Below are 20,032 nucleotides of genomic sequence, written 5' to 3' on the forward strand. Positions count from 1 at the left end.
AAACCTTCAAAAATTAGATGTTGCGGATGCGAGGGCGGTTTGAATTGACCAAAACCAATTCCGAAACTGCCCAAACCAGCGCATCCAGCCGGTCTGGCGAATGCCCATTTGACCGCCCATCAGCCGAAAAATTGCACATTTCGTCTTCCAACTCGGCGAACATGCCAACATGATGGACAAGGCCACGCTCGTAAAGCAGCGCCACAGGCTCTGCCCGCAGCCACTTCCCTCGTTTTGCATGCACCGTTTTCACCGGCAGCGCCGCATTGACCTGGTGTAGAGCGTTTACAACGAGGTCGCCGCCTTGGTTGACTTCAGCGACGACGCAATCCGCCTGAAACTGTTCAAAAAGTTCAACAACCCGCGTTGCCCATTTAAGCGGCGAAGCCCGCCCGATAGTGCCGTCCGCAAGCACATAGACTTCTTCCTGCGCAAGGCCGGCAATCACAATGCCGCAATTGTCCGATTTCTCATGACTAGAAATAGGCGGATCAACAGCAACGACAATTCGCTCAATCTCAGGTGCGCGCTTTGTGCGAAAACGGTCTATCTGCGCCCGCGTCCAAAGCGCATCGTCAGCGCTCTCCAGAATTTCGCCGTCCAGCTCCTGCCGACCAAGCGAAGTGCCATTGTACTGGCTCACAATGCTGGTCAAAAAAGTTGGCGAGAGGTTTTGTTTGTTTTCATCCGTTTTCACCTTTGTGACTTTTGACGTTTTGGCTTTAATCAGTTGCCTCAATAGCTTTATTGGCTTCGGTGTTGTGGTGACCATTTGCTGTGGTTTTTGACCAATACGAAGGCAAAATTGTAGCATGTTCCACGCCTCTTCTGGCGCAGGCCATTTGCATAATTCATCGCTCCAGGCGAGCGAGAATTGTGGACCACGCAAGCTTTCCGGATCACTCGCTGAATATAGCCGTGCGGTCGCCCCGTTCGGCCATTCCAGCAAATTTCGCGACCGGTGAAAGGTTGGTCGTTCATCCGTTGGATGAATTGCTAAAAGCCCGGAATGGCCCTCAACCATAATAGAGCGCGCATCGCTGATTGTTTCACCGATCAATGCAATAGGGCTTTTGGGCTGGCTGCCTGTAGCATTTTGCCGAACCCATTCGGCCCCTGCTCTGGTTTTCCCTGCGCCGCGGCCACCCAATAAAAGCCAGGTCGTCCAGTCGCCGTCTGGGGCGATCTGCGACTGACGTGCCCAAATTGACCAATCAAATTTCAACTGCAGCAATTCAGGTTCGCTGAGTTGAGAAAGCAGCTGATCAACTCTGTTCATTCATGCCTTTAAATTTTTGTACGCTGTTCAAATTTTGCGCCAACAATTCGCGGAGTGACTTCAATGTTTTACTATCAGATTTTTGAGCGCTCGACGCTTTGTCGTCGTCGCCCAATTCCATCAATTTCTCAAATATTTTTGCTATATTGCCCAATGCGACCACGTCGACTGGCCCATCCGGCGAAATTCTTTTATCGATTTGGTCCAATTGCCTGTTCAACACGTTGTACATTCGCTCGACGAAATCGGCGCGTTTGGTTTCGCGGTCTACCCGACGTTTTGGCCAATTATGTTTGTTGGCATGTCGGTAAAGAGAGGAACGCGTGATTGAAAACTCGTCGCATAACTCAGTGATCGTGCCCTCGCCGGCAGCATATGCGCGTGCGACCTCAGACCAATTTGGTTTGGGTTTGTTCAACATCTTGCCTAAATTAGAAACACAAAAGGCAACCGCGCTTTCCGCTGGTTGCCTATTTGGCCGCACTTCTTCGACCATATCCAGAACTTAGCAAACAACCGTCACGCAGTCAAGGATTATTTTCCTATTTCTGGAACTTTTTCTTATTCCGGGCCTTCGCTTGGGTCAAACTCAGGCCATCCCACCACATGATCTTCCCATTCATCTTCGGGCACTTCCTTCTCAGAAATCGATCTGCCTTTGACCGAAATTCCAGCATCGACAACAGTTTGCTTGTCGCCAGAAATAAGAGGATGCCACCATGCAAGTCCCTTGCCTTCCTGCAAGCGCCGGTAAGCACATGTTACTGGCATCCATTTGATTTCACCCACATTTTTGGGGGTGAGTTTAACGCAATCCGGCACACGAACCTGACGATTTTTATAGTCAGAACAACCGCATGTTTCTTCATTCATCAAAAAGCAATGCACGTCCGAAGTCACAATTTGGCCGGTGTCTTCATCTTCCAATTTCACCAAGCAACACCTTGCGCAACCGTCGCACAATGACTCCCACTCAGTGTCATTCATCTCTTCAAGCGATTTCGTTTCCCAAAAATTCATCGTCAATCGCCTTGTTTCCATTAAAAAATTGCGCCATCAATTGCTAAATGCTGACATATTGCTCACTTAATGCACTTGGCGTTAAGGCTCAAGCATTTATGCCAGTACTTACAATTTGAAGTTTGGACGAAAAACCAGTGTCGGATCCGTTTTATCAAAAGAAGAAAGGCCGCAAGACGTCTAAGTTTATCCGGCTAGATTCTTGGCTGGATTCCTCTTTGTATGAAATGTTCCAAACGCTGGGGGTTGGTTATCAGCGTTTTGGCGATTTCATGTCGCGCTTCCACGTATCAGGATTTCGCCGCTTCTTTGTCGAAGTGGTATCCGACGGGCTGACATTCTTTGCACTGGGGTTGGTCTTAATGACCGCCCTCGCCATACCCTCGTTTCAATTGACTGCCACTGGCGAGTTCAATGAGGTGGACGATTATGCGATCACGTTTCTTGATCGATATGGCAACGAAATTGGACGTCGTGGCATTCGGTCGGACGACAGCACGGAGTTGGCCACCCTTCCAGAATATTTGATCAACGCGACGCTCGCGACGGAAGACCGGCGCTTTTATGAGCATTTCGGGATCGACATATTGGGCATAGCACGCGCGATGGTGACCAATGTGCGCGCCAACTCATTTGTTGAGGGCGGTAGCTCGATCACCCAACAACTCGCTAAAAACTTGTTCCTTTCTTCGGAAAAGACCATCAGCCGTAAATTGCACGAGGCATATTTGTCGCTTTGGCTTGAAGCCAATTACAGCAAAGACGAAATTTTAAAACTGTATTTTGATCGTGCCTATATGGGCGGTGGCAACTTTGGTGTTGCAGCGGCGGCGGACTATTATTTTGGCAAGAAAGTGCAAAACGTAACGCTCGCGGAAGCATCGATGTTGGCGGGATTGTTCAAAGCCCCAACCAAATACGCCCCCCATGTCGATTTAGCTGCCGCAAGAGGCCGCGCAAATGATGTACTGACCAACATGGTGCAAGCTGGCTTCATGACCGAAGGACAAGTCACTGCCGCTCGATTTGCACCGGCGACCCCAATTGAGCGTTTCGATGATGTTGAATCGCCGAACTATTTTCTCGACTGGGCATTCATTGACGTCAAAGAAATCATAAAGGAATACCCAGTTGGCTCGGCATTTGTGGTGCGCACGACAGTAGACCCTGTTCTGCAAAAGCATGCGGAGAATTCAGTGACATCTATCCTTCGTGAAGAAGGTGATGCATATCGCGTCAAACAAGGCGCCATGGTCGTACTGGAACCTGATGGCGCAGTACGCGCATTGGTTGGCGGTTCAGACTATGGCAAGAGCCAGTTCAATCGGGCCACAAGCCCAACCAGACAGCCCGGGTCATCATTCAAACCATTCGTTTATGCTACAGCTTTAGAAACCGGCAAATTCAAACCAAATACCGTGATCACCGACGGTCCAATTTGCATTGGCGATTGGTGCCCCAAAAACTACGGTCGATCATATGCCGGACGCGTAACGCTTAAGAGCGCTTTGGCGCGATCCATCAATACGGTGCCGGTGCGGCTGTCTCAATCCACCGGACGGCAACCGATTGCCGACCTCGCCCATAAAATGGGACTTCAAAACTCTTTCCCCGTCACCCGTTCGCTTGCACTTGGTGTTGTGTCCGTCAGCGTTTTGGATATGGCTTCATCCTACGCCGTTTTTGCAAATAACGGGAAGAAAGCCAAAGCGTTTGGCATCAGCCGGATTTCCAATTTAAAGGGCGACGTCATTTTTGACGCCAAGACAGCTTACCTGCCGGAGCAGATTCTCAAACAATCCACGGTTGAAGGCATCAACGAAATGCTGCGCGCGGTCGTTACTTCGGGCACCGGCCGTCGCGCTCAGGTTGCAGGCACGCCTGCTGCAGGTAAGACAGGCACAACGCAATCCTACCGGGACGCTTGGTTTGTTGGATATACTGGCAATTATGTTGCTGCGGTTTGGTACGGCAATGATGACTACACAAAAACCAACAATCTAACCGGTGGCCGCCTGCCTGCCCAGACTTGGCAGAAGTTCATGTCATATGCCCATTCCAACACCAACATTGCAGAATTGCCCGGCGCGGATTTCCAGCGCCTTTCTGCGAGTGAAACGGCAACATTGGTCGAGGATGAGGATACTTTGCAACTCGTGCGCCCACCTTCCCTGACTGAAGCGGCAGGGGAAAAGTTACGTCGTTTGGAGCGGGTACTTGAAGATCTCGCTATTCGGCTCGGCACCACAAATTCTGCCAAAGCAGCGCCCGCAACCGACAAATCAATTCCGTTAGGCTAGCCTCTTGTTCGCAAAGTTCATCTATTCCAGTTTGACTTTGGCCGTGGCGCTGGGCGTGGGCTTTAGCTCTGCACATTTTATGCTAGAAGATGGGCGGCAGCTTTCGGCGCACAAATATGGTGTTTGGTATGGATGGCCAAACTCGGGCACAGCTGACGTTGATCCTTACCTAAAGGCCAGCCTCGCAAGGTCTGGCAATCTACAGATGGGCCGGGCGGAAGGTGTTGTTTTCTCTGCAAAGACGGATGAAGAAGACAATCCACTCAGGGCCGATTGCAACTACAATATTTCAGGCTCAACGCCAAATGCTTCTGTTTGGACGCTACGTATCCAGCAAGCCCAGACAATCAGCGCCACCGCTGATCCGTCCTATTTGGTGAGCTCGGAAATCGCTTACAATTCAGATGGCACATTCGACATCACCGCGTCAAAAATGGTTCAGTCGGGCAATTGGTTGACCATTCGCGCCGATCAAGAATTCACATTCATGATGACCTTTTATGACACCAATGCATTTCTAATCGTCGGCCATGAAATTGCTAGCCTGCCCAAAATTCGCAAAGTGAGCTGCCTATGAGCAAGTTCCTCGCCTACATATTCGCTGGCTTGGTTTTAGGCGGTATCATCCACTTAGCGGTCATTTTGATCTTACCCAGCCAATCCACGCACAATGCTTGGACGACAATTGACCAATTGGGCACAAAAAACCAAATGGTTGCCATCAATCCGACAAAATACAGTTCGTGGGCGCACCTTAGCCTTGACCCTGCCTTTGTTTATGCGACATGCCAAATCGATTTAGCAAATGGGCCCGTGTCCATTTCGGGTAAGCTGCCTTCGGCTTTTTGGACTGCAGCGCTGATCGCTAAAGATGGCAGCGTGCCCTATTCGACCACCAGTCGGACCAGCAACGATCGCGACTTCAATATTGCCATATTCAATCCATCCCAGTCGCGACAATTGGCCGACGCTGAATTTGAACTGGACCAAACACTACTCATCGTCAAGCTGCCAGCTGACGAGTACATCGCTATTATCAGGGTGCTACCCGGACATCGCGCATTGGCAAATACCTATCGAGAAAGCTTAAAGAACCTCAGCTGCAAAAGCCTTTAGTAAGCCGCGACCCTACGTTCACGCAGCTTATTTTAGATATTCGTCGTCAGTCGGCTTTTCCATTTGAGTGGCATACCGGGATTCCAACAATGGGAATTTCTTATCGTGATTATAACTTTCGTCAGAAAACGGATCACAGAACTCACCATTTTTGGCACGACCGACCAACACCGCAAGACGATTTAGATATTCATTTGCTGTATGTGCTTCTTCGTGAGGTGTTTCTACAAGCAGCCTATTTAAGGCGACATCATATGATTTGTATCGATAGTCTACTGCGCGCGCGAACCAGTTGATGATGTTCTTGTTTTCATATTCACGTGCCAGTACTTGTTTCTTGACTTCACTGTTCTTCGCATAGAGCCCCGTGAGTGCGACCTGACGACGACGTTCAATTTCCATAACTTTACAAATGCTGGCGAAGGCTCCTGGAATTGTTCCTATGTCATCGTTCGCATCTTCTGCCAAGCGCATATAGCGACCCCGAGACGATGCATACTCGTCCAGCCTTAGGTGACGATAATATCTGTCGGTGCGAAAATTAAGGTCAACTGGTTTGCCCAACCGAGTGCGTTGCATTTCAATCGCCGAATCAAACATCCAGTCACGCGCGTGGTTGGCTATTAAAAAGCGCCAAACTCTATCGCGCATCTCATTTTCTTCATTCGTCAAATTGAAGAGAGATACCGGTTCTTTATTTTGGTGCGCAATCAGCGCGCCTGCGCGCGGCAAAACTTCGTCGTGCAGCACATCCGACTGGGCGCGACCGAAATCACCCACAGGGCGCGCGCATGCAGCGACGGCCGCAACCAATCCAATCAAACCAACAATTTTTAGCAAATTAACGATGCTTTTTCCGGCCTTTGCGTCGTTTTGGTCGCAAACGCTCATCGTGAATTTGTCTTTCATACCGTACTCCGGGAAATATTATGACGTCGCCGTTCTTATCGACAGAATCCCTGTCCTTGCACGGTTTGCTCTTCTTCAAAAATGTTAGGATCTTCCCCATGGGAGACCTCACGAAACTGGGTTTAGTTGACTTTCTTGTTTACAAATATTCACACACTCTAATCCCCGATTGAAAAAGCGGGGACAAACCCATTAAGAAATCGTCAAGGTTAACAGTCTGCTAACGAATTGGTGGAATTAGTAAGTTAATTGATTTGTTTTGAACCAGTTTGGCGAATTTGGGCACTTATGATCGGCTTTCAACCATATGAGACGTTTCAGTTGCTAATTGAGACCGGCGGCGTAGATAGAGCTAACACATTGCTTATTGCAGCTTGTGACGCTTACTCGCGACGACCAAAGCCATTACCTACAGAACGTATGCAATTTGAAGCACTTGCACAGCGCCTGTTCCCGACCGCGGCACCGTCTGCACGCGAACGAGCTGCATCCAAGCTTGCACAGTCATCTCACCTTTCTCCCATTTTGGAGCAACTCGTTGTCGAGAATATCGGCGATGAGCTTGGTACATTCTTGGAAACCAACGAATCTATTTCTGATGAGTTACTCTCCAGCGTTGTTGAAGAAGGCAATGTGGAAAAAGTAGCCCTGATTGCAAAACGACCTGGTTTGTCCAAGAAATTGGTTAGTCAGATTTTTCCGGTGAACAGCCGCAAGGTCTACCGCTCCTTAGCTGAAAATCGCTCTATCCATTTCTCTGGCCCTTATTTGAGGGCAATCAGCAAAGCAGCAGGCATGGACCAGCAAGTCGCTCATTCGTTGGCAACGCGGGAAGATTTCGACAAAGCTTATTTGCTCACGGCATTCTTCGACCTTTCTGAAGCGCAACGACTTGATGTTCTAAAATCCTTCCAGGGGCGCAAAATCCCACGCACCAATATGCACCGTACCTACGAGCATATTTCAGTTGCGACAGCAGAATTCACCCAAGCAATGATGAAATTGCTGTCCAAGAATCGTCGTCCAGAGGTCACTCGACTGTTGGCGCAGATTACAGGCTTGGACGAAGTTCGTTGTGGAGAAATTGCCCATGATGCGAGCGGCGCGGCACTGTTTGTTGTTTTGCGGGCCTTTGGCTGCAATGAGTATGACGGATTGAAAGTGCTCATCCACGCCACAGCACACGACCAGAACAATTCAGCGGCCTTGGCGCAATATACCCGCCTCTTTAAACAGATAGAGCCTGAGGCGATGGTGTTTGCTATGTCCGTGTGGCGTGGTGATGTTGAGATTAGCGCGTTGGCAAGAGAAGCGAACTCTGCGCCTATTTCCCATAAGCCAGTTGCTCCATATAGCAAACGCACCCCAGATCTTGATCAGGCAGCAGACAAAGCATCAAATTCTGTCGAACGGGCGATGGAAGCTGTGCAAAAATTGCGGATCAATAAAGCGTCCTAGCCGATATTTGCAATGGTAAGGCCTAGGTCCGCGCTTCGCGTTTCTACAGAGATCACCCAAAAATCGGGGTCAAAGTCTATTTCTTTTTCGATTCGTTCGCGCACATCCATTGATGTGCCCGCCTCTACGCGCAGCATAAACTCCCGATCTGAAACATCTGGGTTTGTTGGTGCTGGGGCATAGAGTGAAGAGGTGCCGTTTAGGTGATCAACTTCCACCCAAATCTGCCCCGCGTCCACATCCCCACGCCGTGAAATGACGCAAAAATTGCCAATATTGTTGTGACGTCTCACAAACGCAGACACCCATATGTCTGCACGCAATTTGGACATGTCTAAAAGTCCGGGTTGGCCGCTTTAAGCAACGCAATTAATTCAGGCGTCACTTCGCCTGTTTGGTCATAATTGTTGAACGATTCAAACTTGCGAATTGCCGTTGAGGTCGATTCGCCCAAAATACCGTCGACAGTTCCAACCTCGTATCCCAAGGCTTGCAGTCCCTTTTGAACTCTGATGATAAGATCAGCACTTGGGCGTTGGCTGTCGGTTGCATTGGGATTTGCCTGCTGTGCGATTTGCAGTAGCGGGTCACCGCCTGAAACAGGCGCGGGCATGGATTGCGCGCTCGTAATCGCGCCGGTCGAAAGAATAGCAATCAGCTCGTCCGTGATCGCTCCCGATGCTTCTAGTCCATTATTAACTTCAAACTCGCGAATGGCCGTCGCGGTTTTCGGCCCATAATAGCCGTCGACTTTTTCTTTGAAATAGCCAAGCTCAAACAGCTTAGATTGCACCAGAAATGCGTCGGGATTGCCGGTAACTGGTCCAAATCCTGTTGGCGCTGCTGTACGTTGCACTGGCGTCGGCGTTGAAACGAGGGTTGGGCGGCTCGGCGGCGTGGTGCTCACTTCCACAGGTCGAATAGCCTGCACCGTCGGCTCGCTCACAAATAGCGGCGCAGGGTGCCCGTCGCTCTGAAGAAACAGCGCGTTTGACGCTGCCCAACCAAGCGAAATGCACATTGCACACGCAAAAACCGTGTTTGCTGGTGACTTGGAAATCAATTTCCAAACGGGTGCGAATGTTGAAATTTTTAGACCCTGCATTCTTAGCTCCGGCCCTTGATCAATGTTGGCGTAGTTTGCCATGTCTTTACTGGTCCCCAATTTAGCCCGCTTTTGTGTGCAAAATTTGATTTTGCTTACGATCTTCTGCCACAAACTGGCGGTCACTAATTTCTTCCAAGACGACCGTTTGCGGATCGGTCGCTGGCCCATCAATCGGCAAGGCGATTGTAATTTCAGTCCCCTTACCCAGTTTCGACCGAATATTTACGTCGCCATCATGCAGTTCGGTTAAACCGCGTACAATCGACAGTCCAAGCCCTGTGCCTTCATATTGCCGGGTAAGGCCATTCTGCGCTTGGAAGAACGGTTCACCCAATCGGTCAATATCTGCCTGCGCAATACCAATGCCCTCATCGATTACCCGCATCGAGACGGTTTTTCCAATTACACGCATGTCCAAACGAATAGTTGCGTCTTGCGGGCTAAACTTGATTGCGTTTGACAACAGGTTGATCAACACTTGGCGACAAGCACGTTCGTCAGCCACAATATCAGGCAAATATTTACCCAACGTGGCTTCAAGTTTGATGTTCTTTTTGTCAGCTGCATTTTTTACAATTGAAAAACACGGATTAACCAACGATTCTGGCGCAAACTGTTCGGCCTGAATTTCGAACTTTCCGGCCTCAAGCTTTGACATATCGAGCAACATTGAAACGGTGTCGAGCAAGTGGTCACCTGACTGCTTGATCAATTCAGCATATTCCAAGTGGTCCTTAGACAATTCGCCACCGATATTGTTGATCATCATGTCCGAAAAGCCGACGACGGCGTTCAGCGGTGTTCTAAGTTCGTGCCCGATTGTAGCCAAGAATCGTGATTTGGCATCATTTGCGGTTTCTGCCTGTTTCTTGGCATCCTCTAGGTCCGATTCTTGCGCCTTTCGAGAGGTGATGTCCCGCATAATCGCGATGACCTCAGCCCGACCTTCATCATTTGTCCGTTCATGAACTGCAGATAGCGCAACTTCAACCCATACGAATTCAGAATCATCTTCGCGGTCACAGCGAATGCGAACATCAACTGATTGTGCGTCGTGTCTATAGCCAACATTGGCCACCGCACTCATATATTTGGGCCGGTCCAGCACATGAACACGCTCTAACAGCCCATTGCCAGCAAGTTCATACCTGCGACAGCCGAAAAGCTTTTCCGACGTGTGTGAAAGATAAATCAATTGCCCGTCCGGCGAGTATCTAGCGACGGCATCGCGCACACTTTCAACCAAGTGCCGGAACGCACGTACCCTACCCTGATCATGTGCGGAGAATGCGCGTTTTAGCTCGATGAATGACACCGTTAGCAAAACATATGCAGACGCAACAACGATCAAGGCCAACGCTTGAGAAGATATTGGTCCCTCCGCAATCTGCAAGCGATGACCGCCATAGATAATGGCAAATACAGCCGTAAGTGCTGCAACAGCGAAAAGCACGCAAGCACCTGCCGTGCGCGGATGCCCCAAAAGGTAGGCGTAGATGGTGGCAGCCATTACAATTGTTACGCTGGCATAGACCGCGTATGGGTCCAAATATGCAGTGAATGGACCGATTAGGCAAAGCACCGCTGCTTGCACAAATACAGAAGCTTCCAATCCAACCCTACGGGCGACGACCATTGAAATGGAATACAAAACCGTCGTTGCGGCTACAACTGTCGCGAGAGCTGGTTGGCCCGAGGCAAAAAGATAAAGGGTCAACGGCAAGCCAGCAATTGCAATCAACACGCTTGTGCGCATGTTAAATTCAACTGCCCGGGTTGTTACCCGGTTGATATTGTCGCCAAGTTTACTGCATTTGGAAGGGCTAAGCCAATCAAACAGTGCAGCCAAGAGGTTACGCATTACAAATTGCCACTCGATGCAAATTAACTGATGGCCTAAACTCTCACGCAAGAAACTAAGACGACATTAAATAGACTCTATATGCAGTCAAATTGACGTTGGTTTTTCCCCGTGTGGTAAACAAATACTTTTCACGAAAAAGTGGCAGTTAGATAAAATTTTAGCTTTTTGTCGCACGCAGGATTTACATCTCACGTGTAATTTGAGGCCAATGAAATTATTGGTCGAGTTTGATGTTTTTATTACGTTGTACATTTTGGCTGGCTTTGGGCTTCTTGGTGATCAAACCTTTTACGTTGGATCCAAATGCCGCCGTAGCTGCTGCGAATTCTAGTTTGCAGGCCGGCAAGAACATTGCAATTGAACATGCACTCCAACTCGACTGCCAAGACACAACTTGCAACACCATTAAAACAGTTGCCGCGGTGAGCGCGATAACGTCAGCCCCTAAAATCGAACCAGTATTGAACAACAATTTTGAGGGCGGCGCTCCAAAGCCACCTCTGCGCCCGAATTGGGCGACCTGAACCAACAAGAGACCGCATCACTTCCCCGATGCTACTCCAAATGCGGTTTCTACTCGAGCCGACAACACTTCCCCGGTGTTGCGGCTCTTTTTTTCTTCATAGCGGAACCGCAAAACTTATACTAATAAGAGGCAATCGTTTTGGATTGAGTCTTTGTGGGGCGCATAATGGATTTCGACGAAATCAAAGAAAGCTTGGAATTTCTGGACGACTGGGAAGACCGGTACAAATTTGTCATCGATCTGGGCAATGAACTTACCCCCCTTCCCGAACCAGAAAAGTCTGCTGCCCACAAAGTTGAGGGCTGCGTTTCCCAAGTTTGGCTGGTTGTCGATGAAGCAGAAAATCAAAAACTCAATTTTCGCGGCGAAAGCGACGCCATGATCGTTAAAGGTCTCGTTGCAATTGTCGTTGCTTTATTTTCAAACAAAACGCCGCAGGAAATAATTGACACACCAGCTCAAGATATATTTCAAGAAATTGGACTTAACGAGCATCTAACGTCGCAGCGCGCCAACGGCCTGCGCGCGATGATTGATCGCGTCTATGCTGAAGCACGCTCACGGGCCTAGTTCGAATACGCACGAGCAACTTTGCTTAGTTTTCAACACCAATTGTTAACGTGGTTACCCGTTGCGGAGGTTTGCAGCTTTAGTATTTCGGCTACTTGCTCTAACCCGATGCGCAGGATCAGTTTGGCGCTCCTTCTCGGCCACGAACGTTCGAACTCGATTTGTTGCAAACCTTTATCGAAACCACAAATATCAATAACCACGCCGGCGCAATCTTTTGGCAATTGTCTGGTCAAGATTGCAAGGTGCGTGCGGCTGTCGATTGCCATGTCTGAAACATCGGCGCCCGCGCCCGACGATTTTTGCCGATATTGCGAAAGCGCTGACAGGTTTTGAGTGATGCTGGGTCTCAACTGACTTTTCTCAATCAAAACAGAGATGCGGTTTGCAGCCAAAATGTGCCGCTGAGACAAGAATGCTGTTTCTCCTCTACTTCCCTTGGCCAGTCGTAAGATCGTGTCGTTTTCACTTTGAACAGGTTGTGTAAGACTCACCATAACGTCTGCCGCCCGCTCGCCATTGACCATCAGCTGGTGCCGTTTTAGCCACGCCCGGGCATCCTTAGTTGGTTCAAACTCATCTGCTTTTTTCGACAAGACGCCCTGGGTCACGAGTGAATGACAGTCATCTAGCGACAACGAACAGCGGGACTTGCCGCTTATGAGTGTAACCAGTTCCTCATCACAAATTTGCATCGAATGTCCGAAGAGCATACGCACAAATTTCATTTGCCTTCGAACATCCTTCATTGTGCGGCGCTCCGCTTTTTGGATGGCCTACGCGAAGACGTAAACCTCAAAATTTGCTCAAATGACGTCAATACCGCATCGAACTCTTTGTTGTCGCGCAGATCTTCAATCCGCGCACATGCGTGGGAAACCGTGGTTCTGTCCCGACGAAACAATGTGCCGGTTCTGGTCAGCGAATAGCCGAGCGCGACATGGGCCAAATACATTGCAATTTGCCTGCAAAACGCAATGTGAGCCTGGCAGCGAGATGAACGCCGAATGTCCTGCGCGGAAACGCCGTTCACAGCCGCAACCATGTCGATAATCATATCGATGTCTTTGCAGTTTATTTGATGAGGCCCATCCGACAATGATGAAACGGTGTATTCAGAATTTGATTTAGAATTTGAACTTAAAACATGCATCATAATAAACACTTTCGTAATAGGTATATATTCCTATAACGTGTTTGCAATGAGGCGGGGATAAATAGGTATGTGGGATTTTATTCAAATTTGAATAAAACTCTAATTTCCTTAAGGAAATTTCGACGCGACACAACTCAGAGTAGAATAGAAAATGGGTCGCAAAGCGACCCATCCTGAAAATGTTCCTAGAGAACTGTATTTCTTACTTGCCAGCTTTGCGGCCCAAGCCCATCTCTCTAGCAAGGCGCGAACGTGCCGCTGCATAATTTGGCGCAACCATTGGGTAATCTACAGGCAGACCCCACTTTTCGCGATATTCGGCTGGTGACAAATCATAGTGCGTGCGCAGGTGCCGTTTTAGCGATTTGAATTTCTTACCGTCTTCCAAGCAAATAATGTAGTCAGGCGTAATAGACTTTTTGACAGATACAGCAGGTTTGCGAACTTCCTGAGCCGGCGCCGCATCCTTGGATGTCAAACTACGAAGAGTCTCATGAACATCCATAATAAGCTTGGGCAAATCGCTTTGACCGACGGCATTATTACTGACATACGCACAAACAATTTCAGTACACATGTCAATAACATCGTTACTGACGTCAACTTTACTTTCGGGAATTTGTTCCACGGTCCATTACCATTCGTTCGAAAAAGATAAACAACAAACTCTATTTGAATTTATTATCCGTTCTAGTATGCGCAAAGCATAAATCAATCAAGCTCAAACTACCGAATAGATAAATTATTCAATGCTACACATTAAATTAACAACTACTTGCCGTTTTCCATGTCGTTTGTACGTGTTATTTCAGACGGTCTGTAGCCAGCCGCATAAGCGGCCTTCGCCAATAGGTGCGCAGAAACTGGCGCGGTGAGCAGGAAGAACAAGAATCCAGCCAGTGCACGCAGCGCGACAGAACCATCCACCGCAAAAACCGCAATCGCAAGAAACGCCAGACCGGAACCCAGTGTTCCGGCTTTTGACGCCGCATGCATACGTGTATAAAGATCCGGAAGGCGCAAAATACCTATGGCGGCGACAAGGCTAAACACAGCACCAATGACCAAAAGTCCACCTGCGATATATGCAAGAATATCCGACATCATTTGGTTGCCTCCGCATCGGTTTGATTTTCCTTGATTTGCCAACGTTGTAGTACGAAGCGGGCGAACGCCACCGTGGCTAAAAACCCGACAAGACCCAATGAAATAGCAATATCAAGATAGAGCATATAGCCGGTCTTGATCGCAATAACCGCAATGTACCCGATCCCCACCGAAACCAGCATATCCAACGCAAGGATGCGATCAGGCAAGGTTGGGCCCCTGACAATCCGCACTATGACGAGCAACAGAGCTATGGTGAGAAGCCCAAGCGCTATGGTGACGGAGTAGTTTAAGAACTCTTGGCCGTTCATGCTTGAAACACCTCCAAAATTTTAGCTTCGAAGCCTGTTGCAATATCCTTGATCATCGCCTTCTTATCTGGCGCTGAAATGGCATGAACATACAACACCGATCGATCCTCAGAAACATCAATGCTCAGTGTTCCCGGTGTAAGTGTTATTAAATTGGCCAACAGTGTGATTTCCAAATCTGATTTAACAGTCAACGGAAAAGCGATAATGGCGGGTTCTAGTGACTTCTTCATGTTGGGCGACAGCACCAACAACAGCACTTTGACCGAGCTCAAAACCAATTCATACAGAAACAAAAGCGCGAGGCTGATAATTTTGGGGATCTTGCCCAAGAAAGCAGGTCGGTCGATCTGCATTCGAATGACCCAAAGCGATAGAATGCCGATGGCCCCGCCAAGCAACAAATTGCCCAAACTAAACGCGCCGGTAATGGCCGCCCAGGTGATGCCCAATAAGACCGCTAATGCGAGAAACGTCATTTCGCAACTCCTCCCAAAACGGGTTGGATATATGAGCTTGCGGCATTTGTTATGTCATATGCGGACCGCGCACCTGCTTCGATATATAATGATGGCCAAAGCCCCAGCAGCACAATACCTGCGACCAGAGCGCCCGTTGGCAACAAACCCCATACAACGCCACGTTGATCAAGAGGTTTCAACTTGTCGTTTGGCACTTCAGACTGTTTGCCTTCGCGCCCATTGCGCCAAAATACATGTGCCCAAATCCGCGTGCCTGCAATTGAGGTAAGGATCGAATTGACAAGAATTGCGCCCACAACCCACCAGTGATGAACTGCGAGTGCGCCCTCGCCAAGTGTTAGCGCTAGGCCCGATTGCACCAGGATGAGCTTTGGCCAAAAGCCAAGAAATGGCGGTAAACCAGCAGCTGCGAAAACTAAGATCAAGAAGATGATCGATAGAGGTGAACTCGCTTTGTATAGCCCACCAAGATGGCGAATATCGGAAGTGCCCCCAATACGCTCAATCAGCCCGACCGCAAGGTAAAGAGCGGTCATTGTGAGCATTGAATGCACCGCATAAAGGCTGGTGCCAAACACCCCAGATCGAGTACCGAAGGCAAGGCCCGCAAACATAGCCCCGATACCCCCGATAACGAAAAACCCGAGTGCACGGCGGATATTTGTTTGCGCCAGCGCCCCCAATGGAGCCAAAACAAGCGTCGTAGCGGCCACGACCATGATCACAATTTGCAACTGAGCTTGAGACTCTGGAATGAGCATCATGTGCACCCGCAAAAGCGCGTACACGCCGACTTTAGTCAAAAGCCCCGCAAACAGTGCAGAAACTGCTGGGTCGGGCGCGTGATAGGATGCGGGCAGCCAGCTATTGACCGGAAATGCGGCTGCTTTCATGGCGAATGCAAGGAAGAACAACGCCGCAACAGATGCAATAGCACCATTATCGACAGTGGGTACTTTTTGCATAATGTCAGCCATGTTCAGCGTGCCGACCAAGCCATACAAGTATGCAATTGCGATCAAGAAAAATGTAGTCGCGAGAAAGTTTATGAAGCCATATTTAATCGCCCCATCCAACTGAATTTTGCGCCCGCCAATCACCATAAGGCCGAAGGACGCGATTAGCATTACCTCGAACCAGACATATAAGTTGAACAGATCACCAGTCAGGAACCCGCCGGATACCCCGGCTAGCAAAAGCAGCATGAGCGGGTGATAGCCGTAGCTATTTTCGCGGTGTTCGATTTCGCTTTGAACGAAGAACAACACAACGATCATCACAATTGTTGACACCAATGCAAACAATGCGCCCAGGCTGTCCGCGGCAAAACTAATGCCATATGGGGGCAACCAATTGCCCATTGTCATGGACAATGTGCCGCCTGTGTAAACCTTTTGAAGCAGCGCGAAATTGCTCAACAAGACAGCGATGAGAATGACAAAGGAGAACGGCGCCTGCCATTCAGTGCGCTGTCGGAACATCAGAAGGATCGCCGCGCCAATTAATGGCAGTGCAATTGGCCAAACAATCACCCAGTCAGAAACAAGGGTGGCCGTTTCCAGCATTGCGGCGGGCAGATCAGAAGGTGTATTTGTGGAACTCGCCATATTGGTGAGACCTCTTTCTAATAGCTCAAAGGTGGTCGCGGGCTGTCTTCAGGTTCCGCGACACGCATGGTGTCAGTGTTGTCAGCATTAAGTTCTTGGTAGGCGCGATATGTCAGCACCAGCAGAAATGCAAACAATGAAAAGCCAATCACAATCGCTGTAAGAATAAGCGCTTGGGGCAATGGGTTTGCGATGCTTTCCAGTGGTTTATACAGCCCTTCTGGCACAATCGGTGGCACTTCACGTGTCACTCGACCCACTGTAAAAATCAGCAAGTTTACCGCGTTGCCCAAAATCGCAACACCCAAAAGCATGCGGATCAAAGATCGAGAAAGCAGCAAATAAATCGCGACGGTAAAGAATAGTCCAATAAGGACAGCGAGTGCGACTTCCATTAGTTACCCTCCTCATCTTCTTCCAGCGCCAACGCGATGGTTGAAATTGCGCCAACCACAACAAAATATACGCCGATATCAAACATCATCGGTGTCGAGAGCGCGAGCTCCGAGCCATCGCCCAACTGGATGAACAACCAAAGTCCCTTAAGGAACGGCGCATCGACGAAAAGCGACATAAATCCGCTTAAAGTGGCCATAAACACGCCAAACCCAGCGAATGTAACGGGGTGGAAAACCAATGCTTTGCGCACCTCTTCAACCCCTGCAGATATGCCATAAATCGCAATTGCAGACGCTGCAATTAGGCCGCCAATAAATCCGCCGCCCGGCTCATTATGCCCTCTAAGGAGAACGAAGATTGAAAACATGATCATCAGTGCTGCAAGATATGGAGCAACAGTGCGGAAAATGACTGTGTTCATGATGCACTCCTCGCGCTTGAACGCCTGCGGGTCGCCGCTTTGGTTTTCGCTTTGGGAACACCAATGCCACGACGTGGGCCGCCTACGCGAATGCGGATGAGTGCCAATATTGCGATTGCCGCGGTCATCACGACGCCAATTTCACCCAGCGTATCAATCGCACGATAGTCGACCAAAATCACATTTACGATGTTACGGCCATGGGCAATGGGTACGCTGGTTTCAATAAAGAAGTTCGTTAGCGTCAGGTCCAATTCGGTATTCATCACCGCGAGCAACAATGTGGTTAGGCCGATGCCGCAAATCAAGGCCAATCCGCCATCACGAACGGCCTCTTCAAATATCCGCGTGTCGCGTTGATCCAGGTGAAGTTTGGTCATGACCAATGCCAAAATGACCACGGACAGGGTTTCCACCATGAATTGGGTGAAGCCCAAATCTGGAGCGCCAAGCAGCAGGAAGATCAGGGCAACTGCAAAACCCTGAATGCCCAAAGAAACAATGGCTACCAAACGTGTTCGACCAAACACCACCGCAAGCAAGCCAAGAGCGGCAATAGCAAATATGCCCCATTCGTAGAAGCGTAGGTTTGGCAAATGTTGCGGCATATCAGGCAGGCTGCCTGTCAACAACATCGGCGCAAACAAAGCCGCCGCAAGGGCAACAAAGATAAGGATCAAATATTGCTCTAGTCGACCATGATGGATGAAGCGCGTAATCGCATCTGAAAAGCGAATAAGGCCGAACATGAACTGGTCGAACCCTTGGTCCGGTCCCCATGTCCAAACTTGAGCAACGCGACGCAAGAAACTGCGCACTTCATTGAGTTTCCAGAACACTAGTGCACCTAGCAGCCATGTAGCAATTGATAGAGCTAGCGGGATTGGGTCGTAATGAAGCTTGAGATGACTATGCAAATCTTCATTGAGCACCGCGCCAGCGGCAGGTGCGATAAAGAAATCGCCGAACTGAGTTATGTAAATACCGGCACCAATACCCAGAACCGCTAGGATTGCCGGGCCGACAAGCATAGATAACGGCGCCTCATGCGGTTTCTTTGGTGTTGATAAACGCGGACCAAGAAACGGCTTGATCGCAATCGCGGCGCCAGCCGCCATCATCAGCGCATTACCCAATAGAGCAACCCCGATGATCACATAATTCTGCCATTCGGGTACTTTGGCAAATAAGTACATTTCCTCTTTGGCGAAAAAGCCGAGCGATATGGGCAAACCGGCCATGGAGATTGCAGCTAAGGCTGCGCCAATGAATGTTACCGGCAGTGCCCGCCAAATGCCGGAAACTTCCGTAATGTCTCGAGTGCCCGTTTCATGGTCGATCGATCCGACCACCATGAACAATCCACCCTTGTAAAATGAGTGCGCAACCAAGAACAGCATCGCAGCAAGGATACCTTCTTCGCCACCAGCGCCGATGAGCATCACCAACATGCCCAATGAACCAAGGGTCGTGTAGGCTAACATTTGCTTCATGTCTGTTTGCCGCAAGGCCATGATTGCGCCAACCAGCAAAGTCACGCCGCCAAGCACAGTCAATGTGATGCCCCAAGTTGGGTTCCAACCCAAGACAGGGCTCATGCGTGCCAACAAATAAATACCGGCCTTAACCATCGTTGCTGAATGCAAATAGGCAGATACTGGCGTTGGGGCCTCCATCGCGTTCGGCAACCAGAAGTGGAATGGTACTTGCGCAGATTTTGTCGCGGCGCCGAGCAGAACGAGGATAAATATGAGCAAATAGGTCGGCTGTTCGCTCAAAAATTGAGCGCTGCCCAACATTTCGCTGATATTGATTTGCCCGGTTGTGAAAACAAGCAGGACCAACCCGGCCAATAAAGCCAGCCCACCGCCCCCGGTAACCACCAGCGCTTGAATGGCAGCACGGCGTGATGCTTGGCGAGAATGATCAAATCCAATCAGCAAGAATGACGTGATCGAGGTTAGCTCCCAGAACACGAACAGGGTGATAATGTTGTCGGATAAAACCAGCCCTAACATCGAGCCCATAAACATCAAGATGAACGCAAAGAAACGCCCATGATGCTTGTGTCCATTTAGGTAGCCGCCAGAGTAAATAACGATGAACGTGCCGATGCCCGAAATCAAAAGACCGAACACCAGGCTCAGTCCGTCCAAGAAGAAGCTCAACTCAATGCCAAGAATGGGAATCCAAGGCAGGGCAAATTGGATGCGCTCGCCATGGGCGACCAAGTCGATGAAGCTTGCAAGAAACAAAAAGATGCTCGCTGGGACGATGCCAAGAATCCAACCCACATGGTTTGGCGCGAAACGCTTCACAGCTGGTGCAACAAATGCGGCTAAAAATGGCGCAATTGCCACAAGCAGCATAGAGAAGTCCGGCGATGGAGTTGGTGTCAT

23 protein-coding genes are annotated in these 20,032 nt (G+C 49.4%); 6 read left to right on the forward strand and 17 right to left on the reverse strand.

All coding sequences use genetic code 11. From position 1 onward, the window contains the following. Window positions 1-13: 13 nt before the first annotated feature. From AC2D8L_RS07380 to AC2D8L_RS07390, 3 genes are all read right to left on the reverse strand, one after another. On the reverse strand, window positions 14-1,279 hold the full coding sequence (locus AC2D8L_RS07380; RefSeq protein ID WP_484684794.1) for a DNA-packaging protein: 1,266 nt from the start codon (window positions 1,277-1,279) through the stop codon (window positions 14-16). Continuing rightward, window positions 1,266-1,697, reverse strand: coding sequence for a hypothetical protein (locus AC2D8L_RS07385; RefSeq protein ID WP_484684795.1), 432 nt, complete (start codon window positions 1,695-1,697; stop codon window positions 1,266-1,268). The genes AC2D8L_RS07380 and AC2D8L_RS07385 overlap by 14 nt, the downstream gene beginning before the upstream one ends. A gap of 143 nt (window positions 1,698-1,840) precedes the next feature. Next, window positions 1,841-2,320, reverse strand: coding sequence for a YcgN family cysteine cluster protein (locus tag AC2D8L_RS07390; RefSeq protein ID WP_484684796.1), 480 nt, complete (start codon window positions 2,318-2,320; stop codon window positions 1,841-1,843). Window positions 2,321-2,436: 116 nt separating this feature from the next. On the opposite strand from AC2D8L_RS07390, the gene AC2D8L_RS07395 reads away from it, so the two are divergent. The 3 genes from AC2D8L_RS07395 to AC2D8L_RS07405 are packed head-to-tail and all read left to right on the forward strand — an operon-like array spanning window position 2,437 to window position 5,715. Beyond that, complete coding sequence (locus AC2D8L_RS07395; RefSeq protein ID WP_484684797.1) at window positions 2,437-4,599, forward strand: transglycosylase domain-containing protein; 2,163 nt, start codon at window positions 2,437-2,439, stop codon at window positions 4,597-4,599. A 4-nt stretch (window positions 4,600-4,603) separates the two neighbouring features. Next, a complete protein-coding gene (locus tag AC2D8L_RS07400; RefSeq protein ID WP_484684798.1) occupies window positions 4,604-5,176 on the forward strand; it encodes a DUF1214 domain-containing protein in 573 nt (190 codons plus the stop codon). Then, window positions 5,173-5,715, forward strand: a complete 543-nt coding sequence (locus AC2D8L_RS07405; protein WP_484684799.1) for a DUF1254 domain-containing protein — start codon at window positions 5,173-5,175, stop codon at window positions 5,713-5,715. Before AC2D8L_RS07400 ends, AC2D8L_RS07405 begins: the two co-directional genes overlap by 4 nt. A 27-nt stretch (window positions 5,716-5,742) precedes the next feature. On the opposite strand, the gene AC2D8L_RS07410 is transcribed toward AC2D8L_RS07405, so the two are convergent. Continuing rightward, window positions 5,743-6,624: a hypothetical protein gene (locus AC2D8L_RS07410; protein ID WP_484684800.1), complete on the reverse strand. Its 882-nt coding sequence runs from the start codon at window positions 6,622-6,624 to the stop codon at window positions 5,743-5,745. 288 nt (window positions 6,625-6,912) lie between these two features. Here AC2D8L_RS07410 and AC2D8L_RS07415 point away from each other — a divergent pair, with 288 nt between their 5' ends. Next, complete coding sequence (locus AC2D8L_RS07415) at window positions 6,913-8,082, forward strand: DUF2336 domain-containing protein (RefSeq protein WP_484684801.1); 1,170 nt, start codon at window positions 6,913-6,915, stop codon at window positions 8,080-8,082. Here the strand turns inward: AC2D8L_RS07415 and AC2D8L_RS07420 are convergent. From AC2D8L_RS07420 to AC2D8L_RS07430, 3 genes are all read right to left on the reverse strand, one after another. Then, window positions 8,079-8,414 (reverse strand): DUF1491 family protein, encoded by a 336-nt coding sequence (locus tag AC2D8L_RS07420; protein WP_484684802.1) that lies wholly within the window; start codon window positions 8,412-8,414, stop codon window positions 8,079-8,081. The genes AC2D8L_RS07415 and AC2D8L_RS07420 overlap by 4 nt on opposite strands. Before the next feature lie 2 nt (window positions 8,415-8,416). Next, window positions 8,417-9,187 (reverse strand): peptidoglycan-binding domain-containing protein, encoded by a 771-nt coding sequence (locus AC2D8L_RS07425; protein ID WP_484684803.1) that lies wholly within the window; start codon window positions 9,185-9,187, stop codon window positions 8,417-8,419. A gap of 61 nt (window positions 9,188-9,248) precedes the next feature. Continuing rightward, complete coding sequence (locus AC2D8L_RS07430; protein ID WP_484684804.1) at window positions 9,249-11,051, reverse strand: sensor histidine kinase; 1,803 nt, start codon at window positions 11,049-11,051, stop codon at window positions 9,249-9,251. A 233-nt stretch (window positions 11,052-11,284) separates the two neighbouring features. Here AC2D8L_RS07430 and AC2D8L_RS07435 point away from each other — a divergent pair, with 233 nt between their 5' ends. Together AC2D8L_RS07435 and AC2D8L_RS07440 are read left to right on the forward strand one after the other, a co-directional pair. Beyond that, entirely contained in the window at window positions 11,285-11,578 is a 294-nt protein-coding gene (locus AC2D8L_RS07435) for a hypothetical protein (protein WP_484684805.1), read from the forward strand. A 167-nt stretch (window positions 11,579-11,745) separates the two neighbouring features. Continuing rightward, window positions 11,746-12,150 (forward strand): SufE family protein, encoded by a 405-nt coding sequence (locus AC2D8L_RS07440; protein WP_484684806.1) that lies wholly within the window; start codon window positions 11,746-11,748, stop codon window positions 12,148-12,150. 32 nt (window positions 12,151-12,182) lie between these two features. Here AC2D8L_RS07440 and AC2D8L_RS07445 read toward each other — a convergent pair whose 3' ends face one another. The 10 genes from AC2D8L_RS07445 to AC2D8L_RS07490 form a co-directional block, all read right to left on the reverse strand. Then, window positions 12,183-12,878 (reverse strand): DUF6456 domain-containing protein, encoded by a 696-nt coding sequence (locus AC2D8L_RS07445; protein ID WP_484684807.1) that lies wholly within the window; start codon window positions 12,876-12,878, stop codon window positions 12,183-12,185. Window positions 12,879-12,895: 17 nt separating this feature from the next. After that, a complete protein-coding gene (locus AC2D8L_RS07450; RefSeq protein WP_484684808.1) occupies window positions 12,896-13,207 on the reverse strand; it encodes a helix-turn-helix domain-containing protein in 312 nt (103 codons plus the stop codon). Window positions 13,208-13,508: 301 nt separating this feature from the next. After that, window positions 13,509-13,883 carry a Ros/MucR family transcriptional regulator gene (locus AC2D8L_RS07455; RefSeq protein WP_484685162.1) on the reverse strand — a complete coding sequence of 125 codons (375 nt, stop codon included), beginning with the start codon at window positions 13,881-13,883 and terminating at the stop codon, window positions 13,509-13,511. A 194-nt stretch (window positions 13,884-14,077) separates the two neighbouring features. Next, on the reverse strand, window positions 14,078-14,413 hold the full coding sequence (gene mnhG / locus AC2D8L_RS07460; protein WP_484684809.1) for a monovalent cation/H(+) antiporter subunit G: 336 nt from the start codon (window positions 14,411-14,413) through the stop codon (window positions 14,078-14,080). Continuing rightward, window positions 14,410-14,724 (reverse strand): cation:proton antiporter, encoded by a 315-nt coding sequence (locus tag AC2D8L_RS07465; RefSeq protein ID WP_484684810.1) that lies wholly within the window; start codon window positions 14,722-14,724, stop codon window positions 14,410-14,412. Before AC2D8L_RS07465 ends, mnhG begins: the two co-directional genes overlap by 4 nt. Continuing rightward, a complete protein-coding gene (locus AC2D8L_RS07470) occupies window positions 14,721-15,203 on the reverse strand; it encodes a Na+/H+ antiporter subunit E (protein WP_484684811.1) in 483 nt (160 codons plus the stop codon). Before AC2D8L_RS07470 ends, AC2D8L_RS07465 begins: the two co-directional genes overlap by 4 nt. After that, window positions 15,200-16,813, reverse strand: coding sequence for a proton-conducting transporter transmembrane domain-containing protein (locus tag AC2D8L_RS07475; RefSeq protein ID WP_484684812.1), 1,614 nt, complete (start codon window positions 16,811-16,813; stop codon window positions 15,200-15,202). Before AC2D8L_RS07475 ends, AC2D8L_RS07470 begins: the two co-directional genes overlap by 4 nt. A gap of 17 nt (window positions 16,814-16,830) precedes the next feature. After that, window positions 16,831-17,208 (reverse strand): Na+/H+ antiporter subunit C, encoded by a 378-nt coding sequence (locus AC2D8L_RS07480; RefSeq protein ID WP_484684813.1) that lies wholly within the window; start codon window positions 17,206-17,208, stop codon window positions 16,831-16,833. Next, the gene (locus AC2D8L_RS07485; protein ID WP_484684814.1) at window positions 17,208-17,633 is read right to left on the reverse strand and encodes a Na+/H+ antiporter subunit B; all 426 of its coding nucleotides are present in this window, start codon (window positions 17,631-17,633) and stop codon (window positions 17,208-17,210) included. Before AC2D8L_RS07485 ends, AC2D8L_RS07480 begins: the two co-directional genes overlap by 1 nt. After that, on the reverse strand, window positions 17,630-20,032 hold the full coding sequence (locus AC2D8L_RS07490; protein WP_484684815.1) for a putative monovalent cation/H+ antiporter subunit A: 2,403 nt from the start codon (window positions 20,030-20,032) through the stop codon (window positions 17,630-17,632). The genes AC2D8L_RS07485 and AC2D8L_RS07490 overlap by 4 nt, the downstream gene beginning before the upstream one ends.

This window comes from Maritalea sp. YIW29 (assembly GCF_057219265.1).

Coding starts and splice junctions, on each gene's coding strand:
- AC2D8L_RS07490 (WP_484684815.1), bottom strand. CDS start 20,032: ATGACACCAACTCCATCGCCGGACTTCTCTATGCTGCTTGTGGCAATT.
- AC2D8L_RS07420 (WP_484684802.1), bottom strand. CDS start 8,414: ATGTCCAAATTGCGTGCAGACATATGGGTGTCTGCGTTTGTGAGACGT.
- AC2D8L_RS07480 (WP_484684813.1), bottom strand. CDS start 17,208: ATGGAAGTCGCACTCGCTGTCCTTATTGGACTATTCTTTACCGTCGCG.
- AC2D8L_RS07405 (WP_484684799.1), top strand. CDS start 5,173: ATGAGCAAGTTCCTCGCCTACATATTCGCTGGCTTGGTTTTAGGCGGT.
- AC2D8L_RS07445 (WP_484684807.1), bottom strand. CDS start 12,878: ATGAAATTTGTGCGTATGCTCTTCGGACATTCGATGCAAATTTGTGAT.
- mnhG (WP_484684809.1), bottom strand. CDS start 14,413: ATGATGTCGGATATTCTTGCATATATCGCAGGTGGACTTTTGGTCATT.
- AC2D8L_RS07410 (WP_484684800.1), bottom strand. CDS start 6,624: ATGAAAGACAAATTCACGATGAGCGTTTGCGACCAAAACGACGCAAAG.
- AC2D8L_RS07430 (WP_484684804.1), bottom strand. CDS start 11,051: ATGCGTAACCTCTTGGCTGCACTGTTTGATTGGCTTAGCCCTTCCAAA.
- AC2D8L_RS07440 (WP_484684806.1), top strand. CDS start 11,746: ATGGATTTCGACGAAATCAAAGAAAGCTTGGAATTTCTGGACGACTGG.
- AC2D8L_RS07450 (WP_484684808.1), bottom strand. CDS start 13,207: ATGATTATCGACATGGTTGCGGCTGTGAACGGCGTTTCCGCGCAGGAC.
- AC2D8L_RS07390 (WP_484684796.1), bottom strand. CDS start 2,320: ATGGAAACAAGGCGATTGACGATGAATTTTTGGGAAACGAAATCGCTT.
- AC2D8L_RS07435 (WP_484684805.1), top strand. CDS start 11,285: ATGTTTTTATTACGTTGTACATTTTGGCTGGCTTTGGGCTTCTTGGTG.
- AC2D8L_RS07475 (WP_484684812.1), bottom strand. CDS start 16,813: ATGGCGAGTTCCACAAATACACCTTCTGATCTGCCCGCCGCAATGCTG.
- AC2D8L_RS07455 (WP_484685162.1), bottom strand. CDS start 13,883: ATGTGTACTGAAATTGTTTGTGCGTATGTCAGTAATAATGCCGTCGGT.
- AC2D8L_RS07465 (WP_484684810.1), bottom strand. CDS start 14,724: ATGAACGGCCAAGAGTTCTTAAACTACTCCGTCACCATAGCGCTTGGG.
- AC2D8L_RS07425 (WP_484684803.1), bottom strand. CDS start 9,187: ATGCAGGGTCTAAAAATTTCAACATTCGCACCCGTTTGGAAATTGATT.
- AC2D8L_RS07470 (WP_484684811.1), bottom strand. CDS start 15,203: ATGACGTTTCTCGCATTAGCGGTCTTATTGGGCATCACCTGGGCGGCC.
- AC2D8L_RS07415 (WP_484684801.1), top strand. CDS start 6,913: ATGATCGGCTTTCAACCATATGAGACGTTTCAGTTGCTAATTGAGACC.
- AC2D8L_RS07485 (WP_484684814.1), bottom strand. CDS start 17,633: ATGAACACAGTCATTTTCCGCACTGTTGCTCCATATCTTGCAGCACTG.
- AC2D8L_RS07380 (WP_484684794.1), bottom strand. CDS start 1,279: ATGAACAGAGTTGATCAGCTGCTTTCTCAACTCAGCGAACCTGAATTG.